Origin of the sequence: Paraburkholderia sp. EB58 (assembly GCF_050436665.1) — a bacterium.
Classification (GTDB): domain Bacteria; phylum Pseudomonadota; class Gammaproteobacteria; order Burkholderiales; family Burkholderiaceae; genus Paraburkholderia.
Window position 1 is genome coordinate 208,634 of the sequence record NZ_JBNDMQ010000008.1, and the last position, 11,907, is coordinate 220,540.

Annotated in this window: 8 protein-coding genes; 3 read left to right on the forward strand and 5 right to left on the reverse strand. The window is 55.3% G+C overall.

What is annotated here, in order from left to right; translation table 11 throughout:
* Window positions 1–152 precede the first annotated feature (152 nt).
* From P3T40_RS14375 to P3T40_RS14395, 5 genes are all read right to left on the reverse strand, one after another.
* Window positions 153–542 carry a hypothetical protein gene (locus P3T40_RS14375; protein ID WP_429268377.1) on the reverse strand — a complete coding sequence of 130 codons (390 nt, stop codon included), beginning with the start codon at window positions 540–542 and terminating at the stop codon, window positions 153–155.
* Between the two features lie 41 nt (window positions 543–583).
* A complete protein-coding gene (locus tag P3T40_RS14380) occupies window positions 584–1,516 on the reverse strand; it encodes a hypothetical protein (RefSeq protein ID WP_429268378.1) in 933 nt (310 codons plus the stop codon).
* Window positions 1,517–1,531: 15 nt separating this feature from the next.
* The gene (locus tag P3T40_RS14385; RefSeq protein WP_429268379.1) at window positions 1,532–1,900 is read right to left on the reverse strand and encodes a hypothetical protein; all 369 of its coding nucleotides are present in this window, start codon (window positions 1,898–1,900) and stop codon (window positions 1,532–1,534) included.
* A 123-nt stretch (window positions 1,901–2,023) separates the two neighbouring features.
* A complete protein-coding gene (locus tag P3T40_RS14390; protein WP_429268380.1) occupies window positions 2,024–2,923 on the reverse strand; it encodes a hypothetical protein in 900 nt (299 codons plus the stop codon).
* Between the two features lie 27 nt (window positions 2,924–2,950).
* Window positions 2,951–4,324 carry a hypothetical protein gene (locus tag P3T40_RS14395; protein ID WP_429268381.1) on the reverse strand — a complete coding sequence of 458 codons (1,374 nt, stop codon included), beginning with the start codon at window positions 4,322–4,324 and terminating at the stop codon, window positions 2,951–2,953.
* Between the two features lie 752 nt (window positions 4,325–5,076).
* On the opposite strand from P3T40_RS14395, the gene P3T40_RS14400 reads away from it, so the two are divergent.
* The 3 genes from P3T40_RS14400 to P3T40_RS14410 all read left to right on the forward strand — a co-directional run bounded on the left by P3T40_RS14400 (window position 5,077) and on the right by P3T40_RS14410 (window position 11,779).
* A complete protein-coding gene (locus P3T40_RS14400) occupies window positions 5,077–5,883 on the forward strand; it encodes an IS5 family transposase (protein WP_429268382.1) in 807 nt (268 codons plus the stop codon).
* Window positions 5,884–6,354: 471 nt separating this feature from the next.
* Window positions 6,355–10,758, forward strand: coding sequence for a YCF48-related protein (locus tag P3T40_RS14405; protein ID WP_429268383.1), 4,404 nt, complete (start codon window positions 6,355–6,357; stop codon window positions 10,756–10,758).
* A gap of 547 nt (window positions 10,759–11,305) precedes the next feature.
* Complete coding sequence (locus tag P3T40_RS14410; RefSeq protein WP_429268384.1) at window positions 11,306–11,779, forward strand: GNAT family N-acetyltransferase; 474 nt, start codon at window positions 11,306–11,308, stop codon at window positions 11,777–11,779.
* Window positions 11,780–11,907 lie beyond the last annotated feature (128 nt).

Genomic DNA, 11,907 nt, shown 5'->3' on the forward strand with positions numbered 1-11,907 from the left:
CCGGCGCCAGACGCTGTGCCTGCCGTGACACGGGGCGCACCGACTAGTGTCAAACCACCGCGCATATTTCATTGACGAACGAGTCAATTTCAACTCATCGCGGAAGGGGCGGTGTTTCCCCTCGGTCTAAAGGTTTCAGTGGCGTACCCTTACTACAATTGTCGAACCTCTGAAATGACCGCACCCGCGCTTGAGGCAATACCGCCAAGATCACCGGTGGCAGCTGCCGCTGCGAGAGATAGCAATGATCCAGCGAAAGTAATCATTGCGTTCGCAGTTTGCAAGTTAGCTACCGCCTGTTTCGTTTGAACAATGGCGTCATTGATATCAGCCAGTGGGGCGTTCGCGGACTCGAGGGAAGCCGCAACGCCTGCCGTTCTCATCTGATCTGCTTCATCGCGCAGGCTGGAGGTAAGATGATCAAGGGTTGCACCTTCGCCAGCCGTCTCCAAGTAGCCCTTCGCGTTACGTGTTTGCGTAATTGCATTGGCGAGTGCATCGCATGCCGCAGCCAAGTTGTAAGAGGTGTCAGCTAATGCCATCGCGCGTCTCCAGTCAAGTGTGACGAGTTAAGGTTGTGCGATCAACGTTCTGATGAGCCTGCGATTTCACTACGTAGGTCCTGATAAGTCTTGTAAGATTCTTGAGCAAGGGGTTTGATTTGATCAAACATCGATTTGCTCAAAACATCGTTTCTACCTTCATATAGTTTGGTATGAGCCTCCTTTATCGCGGTAAGACTTTTGATATATGCATTGGCGGTAGCAATTTGATTTTTTGCCGAAGTGTTGTCATGATTGAAATCGCGCCCAAGTAAATAGCGAACGCCCGGGCTTTGCCGATTAATCGCAGATTTTTTATCGTTTATCACTTGACCAACTTCTTCCATTGATGGAATAATTCCGTTCCGTACAATTTCTATTTGTATATCGATCAGCTCCTGAAATGGCTGCTGAGATTTACCTATGATTTCCGAGAGTTTCGTGTCACGGTACCCATTCTCGGCGAGATCGGCTACTGTCTGCACGACTTCAGTGACCAGCGTTATTTGGCTGGTCGTTATTCCCAGTTCGGGTTTCGCCTTCTGCCACGCAGACAATCCGCTCGTCAAATCCTTGACGTGAGTGGTAGATTGCACGACTCCATCTGCAGCAAGCGAACCGAGAGCCTGCATATATTCACGGATCGCCGTGTCTGTCGACTCAAACCCCTTTGCTTGATCCGAACGAATCGCGAGCAGTTGGGAAAGGGCAGGTTGTGGCGGATCGTTTGTTAAAATCTTGGTATTTTCTCGCCAGACCGGTTCGGTAACGTAGGCAGTTGTGAGGGTTTGTGCCGTTTGCTCAGGAGGTGCCATAGCCGCGAAGCTCTGAACTGCTTTAGGGTCAGCACACGCAGTGCACAGCAGAAGTGTAGCTGCTCCTGCAATTGTGCGCGGGGCTCTATTTGATGAAACTTTCGGATTAGAGGGCATCTGCACACCTTTTCCATTTAATTTTGACGGATAAATTTCCAATAAAAATCAATGTATTTAATGAATTTGACAGTTAAGTTGGTCCGGTTTCTTGTTTTGCTTTATGTAATGCAATAGCAATACATAAAGCATTATTGCCATGAATAAAATGACCGTGGCGCAACGGCCCCAGGTGACCCACGTCCAAATTAATTTTTCTCGTTCACCAGTGCCAGCCATACTGTTGACTTGACACCAGAAGATGACTCCAATGTAAAAAACTGAAGAAATAACGCTGGCACACAACGTGGTGAGATGATCCTTGCCGCTACGTAGTGAGCGTGCAAGCTCACCTTTCCCCATTACTATCGTCATAGTAACTGATTGTGCAGCCGCGAATCCCGTTATTATATTTGACAGATCCCAAAGTTTTTCCGACATATCCATGGTGCAAAGTTCCTCGCAATATATTGCCGCCGAGTGTGAGCCGTCTCCAGGTATTCTGCAATGCACGATGGGTGATACCGAACACCTTATGGCTGTTATTTCGTGAAAAATTATTCGCTTTCGTCATAAAATGGAAAGCTGCTTTTCAAACGCAATCCCCAACTTTGCGTAGCCTTGTGGTGAGGGGTGAATTTCATTTTCCCAGTCACCGGATGGTCCGGTGGAGTCCGCTGGCGCCGGGTTTAATGTGCCGATCAGATAGACAGGCCTCACATTCGGCTTTGGGATCCCTCTGGCAGTGAGCTTCGCGTTGAGTGAAGACAGAAACTGAGCCCATTGTTGAATCATGTAAGAAGTCAGTGGCAGCCAGTCGTTAGAAGGGATCTTGTATGTCGTGAAGGCACGCGATAACCAAGGGCCAAGTCCGGGTCCGGCTGGAGCCGGACGTGGCCTTGGACAATCGTAGGTGTGCACGAAGACAGGTACTTCCTTTGACTGGCTTCCAGCTTCGTCACGCTTGGAGAGTAACGCGACGAAGCAATCGGTGATCATCGAGAAAAATGTGTCCCACCCATCAGGTCGAAGATAGCGTGTCACTGACGTTCCGACAGGGACAAGTTCAGGATTCTGCAGCAGTCTCAATCGAGCTTTTACGGGATCTGTCTCGCCTGGTGTCGTCAGGACTGCGTCGAATAAGTCATTACCTCCAGCCGACAATAGAATGGCATCCCAGTGGTAAGCCAACGTGCCACCAGCAAGATACGTCGCAAACTTGATCTCACGTTCCCAGTTGATCATCTGGACGAAAGTCTTTCCGGGCGAAGCGAGGGATACCGTGGCCGCACTACTTGCAAGCCGGATGTTAAAGAGGATGTTAGTTGTGGCCCAAGGCGGTATTTGGCCAATAGAGAACCATGAGTCTCCCTGTGTGAGTAGTCGCCAGGTAGAAGTTGTCAAAACGCTGCCACGGTCTGTATTGAGATCGGACGGCTGCAGGACGGCGAGCGGATATTCGAAGGCCATTTGAGCCTCATCGTCGGTCGAAGAACCTTAGAGTGCCGGGTCCAGGGGGGTTATCAGAGCCAGCATCAGCGTGTATTCCTCAGCGGCAATTTGCCTGAACTTCATCTTGACCACCGCCAGTCGCTGGTCTTTGTCGTCCGCAGGAAACAGACGAGCTGCTGCGTCCTGGAGTACGGCTTCGACATTTTCCACCGCGGGTAGCTGTGGCGACGTTGTGCCGTCGGCTGCCTTGACGAGCAGGTAGATGGAAACAACGTCACAGAGGCCGATTGGTATCAATGCCGCTGCGTTCTCGCCGAAATGCCTTCTTACAATGGCCTGTGAGCCTAGGCGTAAGGTGAAGCGAAACGGGAACCCGGTTCGGATTGACAGTAAAACTGGATCCGCCGCTGCGACCTGTTCGACAGAATTGATTCCCTCGGCCTCGAACGTCGCAACGACCGGAAGCGTTACTCCTTCTAACGTGAGAAGCTTGTCCGGTTGATTTTCCTCCTTGTCTACCTCGGTAAATTGAGGAAATCCCATGCGCCGGACTATTTTCAATAGCGCGTCTACTGGAAAGGTGCCAAGCGAGAAAGCAAGAGCTGTGTGTGGACCGTCAGTCCCAGTGAGAACGTTAGCGACGAGCGCAAGGGGAACAGCGAGGAAAAGACGTAGCGAGTACCAGTAGACATCTGAGACGTTTAGCGATTTGCGTCGGATGCTCAGCACGGAATCGCTTACGACGAACATGAACGCACCGGCCAGTGAGGCAACCAAGAGTTGCTGACTCAATCCGTATACGCAGGTTGCCTGCGAAAACGTCGGGCAATTCGCAGATGCAGAATTCCACCCAATCAGCCCGGCAGCCGCGTAGGACATCAGCAAAAGGATCGCGAAGGGCGGGACGAACGGACTAAGGCCGTATTGCTCATGGTATATACGGGCAAACAGACGGTCGCAGAGGTCGAGGTTCTTGTCGGCGACGATGCGCCATGTTTCGCTGGAAGGCGGCTGCTCGAGCAGCTGCGGCGGAAGCTTGCCTGCGTCCTCCAGCGCGTGGATGAGTCGTTGTGACCAAAAGCGTTGCAGATAGGCAGAAAGCGCTTTCTCTTTCAGACTGTTCTGAAACTCTTGATATCGCGTGAACCAACCTACACTTAAAAACGTAATTAAAGGCGTTCCCGACAAAACCGTAGCAAAGGCGCCTAGCATGCAGACAAGCTTCAGTGGTTCTTTCAGGGAGCTTAGATATTGCGCCCGCGATGGTACAACGAATGCGACAAATAAGCCGCCGCCGACGTTCGCGGCTACGAGCATAACCGTAAGCCAAAAGGCCCGGCCGAATGTCATGAAATGAGATTCGCCGAGCGGAGCGGGTTTGCGTCTGTTCTGTCCAACAAGTTGGGTCTGCGCTGTCACAGCTCGCCCCCTAACAGAACGTAGTTGTTAACTTCTCGACTTTAAGGAAACTATCATTTGATGTTTTTCAAAGGCACAAGGACGCCAGCCGCCTGAAAGGGAGCAGATATTGCGAAATCCATAAGACCTGCAGCCAGACACCAAGGCGACCCAGATCCGAACCGGAATTCGCAGACAAAGGCAGTGGACCCAGTCGCCGGATTAGAGACGATGCTTCGCAGAACAGAAAACTATCTCAGGGGCCCGTTAGCGCCGCTTTTCCTGTTTCGCGAGTCGTAAAGAATACTAGGCGAAGTGCACGAAAACACGAGATAGGGTAAACGCCTGAGAGCCAGAATTCCGGCCAGGAGGCCTTTGCGGTTCGGCAATCGACATGAGTCAGGGCCGTCTGCTTACGAAGGCAGCAGGTGCGACCTTTAAATTAATAAACGCAGTCGCGCGAGCCGCAGATGAATTTGGAATATAACTGGCTCGTAAAAAAATTGCCCGTTAGTGCGAATCGCCGCTGGCCCGTACCGAGTACTTGAGTGAGTGCCTTCCCAGCAACCAGTAACGAATTCAACGCGCCGCGTCCTCGTCACGAAGCGATCGTTGAAGCGCTCGAAAAAGGGAAAGCGTCATTGGCTCGGCACCTTGTTCGTGTAAGGAGAATCGAAAATACCGGCGGACAACCGCACGTTGGCGCCTTGGCTTTGCGGTGTTTTGCCTAGAGCGTGTTAGGCACTTTCGGTCAAACCTGGTAACCTGGCGGAATGCCAGAACGCAAGCCCTACCCCACGGATGTCTCGGACGAGGAATGGAGCTTCGCCGCTCCCTACCTGATCTTGATGAACGAAGACGCGCCGCAGCGCCGATACGAATTGCGCGAAATGTTCAACGCGCTGCGCTGGATGGCGCGCGCCGGTGCATCGTGGCGCATGCTGCCGACTAACTTTCCGCCGTGGGAGATGGTCTACCAGCAAACGCAACGCTGGCTCAACGCGGGTTGCTTCGAGGCGATGGTCAACGATTTGCGCTCGGTGCTGCGCGTGGCGCAGGAGCGCCAGGGCCAGCCCAGTGCGGTGATTCTGGATGGCCGCACTTTGCAGTCCACGTGTGAGAGCGGTCCGCGCGCGGGCTATGACGGTCACAAACGCAAGCGGGGCAGCAAAGTGCATATGGCCGTCGACACGCTGGGCCTGCTTCTCGCGGTACACATTACGCCAGCCAACGAGCAGGAGCGTGCGCAGGTGGGCGAGTTGGCGCGTCAGGTTCAGCATGTCACTGGCCAGACGGTGAAGCTCGCCTTTGCAGACCAGGGCTATACGGGTGACGCGGCTGCACAGGCCGCACGTGACGAAGGCATGGAGTTGCAGGTCATCAAGTTGCCCGAGGCGAAAAAGGGTTTCGTGCTGCTGCCGCGTCGCTGGGTGGTCGAGCGCAGATTCGGATGGCTCAACCGCTTCCGGCGACTGGCACGCGACTACGAGCGCCTGCCTGAAACCCTGGCGGGCCTGCACTTCGTCGTCTTTGCCATGCTCATGCTCGTCCATGCTGTACCCATTATCCAAAGTGCCTAACACGCTCTAGCTGCGAATCATCCCGCGACGGCTCAGCTCGGGATCGATCCACTGGTCAGTTCCATCACTGATGACGGCGTCATATTGGCTCGCGTTCCCGCCTCAAATGGCGCTAATCGGTTTCATTGGCAAAATGCCATACTAAGTCACTGATGCAAAGTAAGCTCAAGAACTTGGCTAAATTCAACTCGGTCTATGACTGCGCCTGATGACGGACGCGCGGGTACTGCGGGGCTGCGGCGGCGTCCGCGTGTCTATTGCATAGCACACCGATTGCCGCCTCGGTAAATAACCCAAAGACCTGCAGCCTGTTTTTGTACTACCGTTAGATGAATTGACGGCCAATTGACGACCCGGCCGCGAGGTCGCGGTCTCTTCTTGCACGTCGCAGGCTTTCATTGCGCGCCGCGCGGGGCCGCTCAGGACCACGCAGCGTCTGGTTGATGCTCGTAGTGCTAGCGGAGAACCGAAATGGTAGCGCTCAACACCAACCCGTCTTCTTCGGTCGCCGGGCCCGAGTCGCCCAAAATGGCATCCGCCGACTCATTGGCCACTCGCCGAGAAAAGGCATGGCCGGCGGTAGTCTGCGCGATGCTTGCCGTCGCAAGCATCCTTCTGAGCACGTTGTACGCGCTTTTCTGGCAGAGCAGCGAAAAATTGACGGCAGCTGCGGCAGTGCCCGAGAGCATCGCAAGTTGGCGATGGTGGGCGACTCCGCAGGAGCGCAATGCGTTTCTTCACGCTTCAAACGTCCTCCGTGACGTGAACGACGTCTATTTCGTCTCCGCCACGCGCGGCTGGGTGGCTGGAAGCCACGGGACCCTAATCTCGACGAGCGACGCTGGCCAGACCTGGACGCCAGCGGAATATACCGGAACGGCGGATTTGCGCTCCATCGATTTCCTCGACGCGTTGACAGGGTGGGTCGCAGGCGCCAACGGCACGCTGTTGCACACGTCTGATGGAGGAACGCACTGGATTTTGAAGCCAACGCGCCTTGGGCCGAAAGACTTCTCGCAAGTCCTTTTTGCCTCGGCGCAGCACGGCTGGCTGGTGACGTCCGGTGGTGAATTGTTCGTTACAAATGATGGCGGCGCAAGCTGGGCTCCGACCATCGTCGGATCACCTGGCACGCTAACATCGCCTAATGGGAGTCCGGTACCGCGGTCCTTGAACCCGGCAACCAAATTCAATAATAAGTTGCCAGAACCTGCTAACCAAGGCTCGCCAGCGGTCGAAAAAACGCAAGCCGTTTCAATATCTGCTAAAGCCATTGCGTTCACGGACGACAAAAACGGCTGGTTGCTCAGCGCCAGCGGCGCCATGTTGCAGACCCACAACGGTGGTGAAAGCTGGGAGAACGTTTCCCGCCTCGCGTCATCAGGATTGGTCGACTTTGCGCTACCCGTTGCAAACGGTGGATGGGCCGTCGGCAAAGACGGCACCGTGATGGGATTCGGCGTATGGAGCAACATCCGGCCGCAATTACCTTACTGCAGCTGTACCCTGCGCCGTGTTCGATTCAGCGATTCTGAGAATGGATGGATCGTCGGTGACGACGGCACGATGCTCGTCACGAACAATGGAGGCCGGACTTGGACCAAGGCATCGGGGGACGCGATAACTGGCGCGAACCTCTACGGCATCGCGTCGTCCGGCAATACTCTCGTCGCAATCGGCGCGGCGGGGACGGTGCTCGCTTCGCTCGATGGCGGAACGACCTGGGCACGCCGCACCCAAGGACTGCAGACGCACTTCAGGAAGGTCTTTGTGGACGAACGGACGAACGTCATTTGGGTCGCGGGTGGGGACGGCACACTCGTCAAGTCGAAAGATCTGGGTGAGACATGGACGATCGTTTCAGTCGGCGTCACCGCCAAATTGCGTGACGTCTTAATGATCGACCGAGGTTATGGTTGGGCCGTTGGCGACGTCGTTGCCCGAGCGACTCACAACGGCGGAGTGACATGGACGGCAATGGAAGGTATCGCGCCGGAAATATTAACTCGCGTGCAGGCAAACGATTCTGGTGGCGTGTCGGTTGTTTCTAGCGAGGCAAAAACCCGCTATCTAAGCAGCGATTTCGGTCAGCACTGGGAAAACGTCCCATGGGATGTGAACTTTTACGCGACCGACGCCCTATTCCTTTCTGACATGAAACAGGGGTGCGTGGCCGGAAATTCGTCCGAGATACGATGCACGACCGACGGGGGCGTGTCATGGCTGGCGGCGCCCGTCCCAGTGCCGGCGATGGCCCGCAGACTCTTCGTCGACACAATGCAGCATTGGTGGGCGGTCGGGGACGGCGGCATGGTTGTATCGTTCGATCCAAATGCGCCGGAAAAAACGTTGCGACACGTCACGCCATCAATGAACGACCTGATGGGTGTCGATTTCGATGGCCCACGCGGCGTAATCTCGGGGACAAACGGTACCCTCTTGCTGACCACCGACTCCGGTGAAACATGGAAGACCATCGACAGTGGCACGACCTACACTCTCCAAGACATCAAGCTCTTCGGGATGAAGGGCGTCGCGGTTGGCGACGGCACGATTCTCACGACCGGCGATGGCGGCCGCTCGTGGCGACCCGTGGTTTATTCCCGTTTGCCTGCGCCGTGGCTCTACGTCGCGTGGGTCACGATTCTCGGCGTGTGCCTCCTGTTGTATCGCCATCTACGCGGCGTTCCTGGAGCGCTCAATGACGCGGAAATCCCCACGATCGCCAATCATCTGTCGTCTGACGCACCGCTGGCGCCAGACGACTACGACGCACTGAACCTTAAGGAAATTGCGCTTAGCCTGTCTGCTTTTTTGCGCAATGAAGAGACCGCGCCAGGTATCACGATTGCCATCACCGGTGAGTGGGGAATGGGAAAGAGTTCGGTCATGAATCTGCTACGGGCCGAATTGCAGAAGCGCAAAGTATGCACCGCGTGGTTCAACGCCTGGCACCACCAGAAGGAAGCGTCGATGCTTGCGGTCCTACTCGAAACGATTCGGGATCAAGGCACGCCCCGGCTCTGGACGCCGCTTTTGATGTTCACGTTCCATCTGCGACTAATCGTGCGCCGCTGGTATCAGCATCCAGTAAGCAGTGCCGTACTGCTCTGTACGCTGGTTCTGGCCGCTTCGATATGGCTCTCCGATGGCATGACTGTTCTTGATAAAGTTCGTGAACTTCCGGAAACTTTTTCCAAAGTATTTGAGGGGCAAGGCCGTTTGCTCGAGAATCTTGTCAGCCTTGATCCGCAAATCGGGTTGCTCGGTGCCGCCCTTCTTGCGCTGCTATTTCTATTTAACGCCTTACGCGTCGTACCACAATTTCTGATCGCCTTTCCATTTTCGCCGGCGCGCTTACTGGCGACCATGGTGGGTGATTTCAAACCTCGGGACGTTGAAAAACAAACCACGTTTCGCAACGAATTTGCGCGCCAGTTCGACAGCGTCACCGATGCGCTTTCGCCGCGCTGGATGGTGATTTTTGTCGACGACCTGGATCGCTGCGTTCCCGAGAAGGCCCTCGAGGTACTGGAATCGATCAACTACCTGGTGACGAGCGGAAAGTGTTTTGTTGTGATCGGCATGGCACGCACGCAGATCGAGCGATTGATTGGCCTGGCTAGTGAGAAGCTGGCCAACGAAGCGTCCGATCTGATGGCGCACCCGAAGCCGTCCGAGGACCATGACGTTGATCAGGAAGAACGCGCCAAACGCAGAGCATATGCGCGTCAATACCTCGAGAAACTGATCAACGTCGAGATTCCGGTCCCTCGCTTCGATATCCAGGCGTGGCGCCGAATGGTCGAGCCCGAAATACCCGCGCCAGCGATCAAGATCAATTATTTTGATCGACTAGTGTATGGCATCGTCCGTCGGCGCAACGGCATCGTCGCACTCGTTGTTGCTTCGATCCTGATTGCCGGCACCCTTCGCTTTCTCGCGCCGATGGCTATATCGGAGGCACCCCGGCCCACGACGTCCGCATTGATCAAGCCCACGATCCCAACAACTCCTGCCAGTAGTGTGCCCGAGATTCCAAGAGCGACGTCGACTACCCAGATCCCCACTCCCATATCCGTACCCGCTCGCGATACCGACGAACCGGGCCCCAGCTTCATGTTGCCTGGAGAGAAAAGAGTCATTTGGCCGTGGCTGCTAGCGACGATCGTCGTTTGCGCGCCTATTGCACTTGCCGTGCGGCGACTCAGAGCGAACGTCCGCGTCCGTGGCTTTGCCTACACCTTACGTGATTCAGATGCCTTCACTGCATCGCTGCTTGCATGGCAACCAGTTATTGTCGCACTGTGCATGAGCCCGAGAGGCTGGAAGCGCTTTGTGAATCGAACCCGCTATCTGGCAATGCGCGCACGCGTGCATCGTGACGACAGGCTCTTACCAACCGACGGCCTGCGGGCGCTGCTCGGGCTAAAGCCTCGAACCGCTTCCGCCACAATGGAGATCGATAACACGCAAGACGAGCAGGCGCGCTGGACAGTTGCCATCGCGGCATTGCAGACGATATCTAGATACTTGCCTGCGGTGCCTGACCTAGTCAACTGTGTGCTCGGCGCTTCGATAAATTCGACCGATACTGAAGAATCGGCGTTAAATCGCATGCTCACCTTTCTTCCGCCGGATATGCGCAGTGGCCCTACCGTCGAAGTACGCGAATTTATCGATAGACATGACAATCCACTCGAAGCTGCGCTTAAGGCGCCGGAGCTCAATGTAAGCGTGGAATGGGTAGCGGTATTGGCGCTCCTTAAGATAGCCGTCGCCCAGGCTCAGTGGCAATACTGGCCACCTCAGCACGCCTTCGCGCAGCGACTAACGCAGTGGATCACCGATCTGGAAGGCACGCCTCGTGCCTGAAAGCTTCACACTGGTCCGAATGCAACGGGAGTTATGCTTTGGGAGCGAGGACAACTCGGGGTCAACTAACACCTGGGAAATACTACCTGACCAAGCGCTTTGGAATTCGGCAGCTCGAGCGGCCAGTCCGGGGTCGACTACGATCCCAAGCCTCGCCCTGAGGCGACCGTCCGCGGCAAGCGGGAAACTGCGAGCCGCGGATGACCGGGACGCCGAGGATCTGCAGGACGAACAAGAAGCGGCCGTTGTACCTCGCAAACGGCTTTGAAGGACGCGGAGACGACCGACCGTTGTGGGTCGACAGGACGCGTTCGGTGGATCTTCTTCAGTTCGACTTGAGATCTCATCGGGATGCCATCCCGCGATCCGCGTGCTATCGGCCAGCTTGGGACATTCGACATAGACGTCTGTATCGCTGACAATGGGCGAGCATTCTGTCGACTGAGCGTCGTTGCAGACTGTCCATGCAATCTCGTGCTGTCGCCGGACTTGATTGACTTCCTTTCGAATAATTTCGGTTGGTGCCGATAAAAAAATGGAGTTGGTGATGTTGATTGCCGATGTACAGTCTTCCGACGAGCTAACGGTAGAACAGTTGATGATCCATGTGATCAACACGAGTGTGCGAGCCGACGATGCCGAAAAGACGGCTTTTATCGCGAACGTTCAAAAGAATTTGCGGATGGCGATCAATAGCCCGTCGGAATGCGCGCACTTAAAATGTGTCATCAACCAAACCATCGTCGGCGTCGTGCTCGTCAAAAAGTTCTGGAACTTGTGCAGTCTGTTCGTTGACCCGAAGTTTCACGGAATGGGGATTGGTCGCGCTCTGATGGATGAGGTGATCAAGCGATGCGCAGAGAAGAGTGACGTGCCGTACATCCGGGTCAATGCCGCAGCCAACGCTGTTGGTTTCTACGAGGTGATGGGTTTCAAAGCGCTGGAAAATCAGCATGGTCGAGACTCGAGCATGGCGATGGATTTGACCATTCAGCCCGTGACGAAGATAGTCGCAAGCTAGCACGGAAGTAGTGAGATCCGCGATCCGAGTGTCCGCTTTCGAATGGCTGCGATCGTCCCTTGTGGGTCGTGTGCTGAAGGTCGCAACGTGAGCGAGATGCATTGCGCATCAACTGGCGTGGACTTCTG

Coding starts and splice junctions, on each gene's coding strand:
- P3T40_RS14410 (WP_429268384.1), top strand. CDS start 11,306: ATGTTGATTGCCGATGTACAGTCTTCCGACGAGCTAACGGTAGAACAG.
- P3T40_RS14405 (WP_429268383.1), top strand. CDS start 6,355: ATGGTAGCGCTCAACACCAACCCGTCTTCTTCGGTCGCCGGGCCCGAG.
- P3T40_RS14385 (WP_429268379.1), bottom strand. CDS start 1,900: ATGGATATGTCGGAAAAACTTTGGGATCTGTCAAATATAATAACGGGA.
- P3T40_RS14375 (WP_429268377.1), bottom strand. CDS start 542: ATGGCATTAGCTGACACCTCTTACAACTTGGCTGCGGCATGCGATGCA.
- P3T40_RS14390 (WP_429268380.1), bottom strand. CDS start 2,923: ATGGCCTTCGAATATCCGCTCGCCGTCCTGCAGCCGTCCGATCTCAAT.
- P3T40_RS14400 (WP_429268382.1), top strand. CDS start 5,077: ATGCCAGAACGCAAGCCCTACCCCACGGATGTCTCGGACGAGGAATGG.